General features: G+C 68.3%; 1 pseudogene. It reads left to right on the top strand.

From position 1 onward, the window contains the following. A pseudogene (locus tag F0L68_RS41990) lies at positions 1-218 on the top strand (SAM-dependent methyltransferase); the annotation flags it as partial.

The following is a 218-nucleotide window of genomic DNA, read 5'->3' as shown; positions in this document are numbered from 1 at the left end:
CGACGACCCAGAACCGACCTATCCGCTGCATCTGCGGCTGTGCCGGAAGTGCCTGCTGGCACAGGTTCCGCCGCTGATCACCCCGGAGGACACCTTCACCGAGTACGCGTACTTCTCCTCGTACTCCACGAGCTGGGTCGCGCACGCGCGGGACTTCGTGGACGCCGCGGTCGCGACCAGGGGGCTCGGCGCGGACTCGTTCGTCGTCGAGGTGGCCA

It is taken from the genome of Solihabitans fulvus (genome assembly GCF_008386585.1).
GTDB classification, from domain to species: Bacteria; Actinomycetota; Actinomycetes; order Mycobacteriales; family Pseudonocardiaceae; genus Solihabitans; species Solihabitans fulvus.
This window is presented reverse-complemented; position numbering and strand designations above follow the sequence as displayed.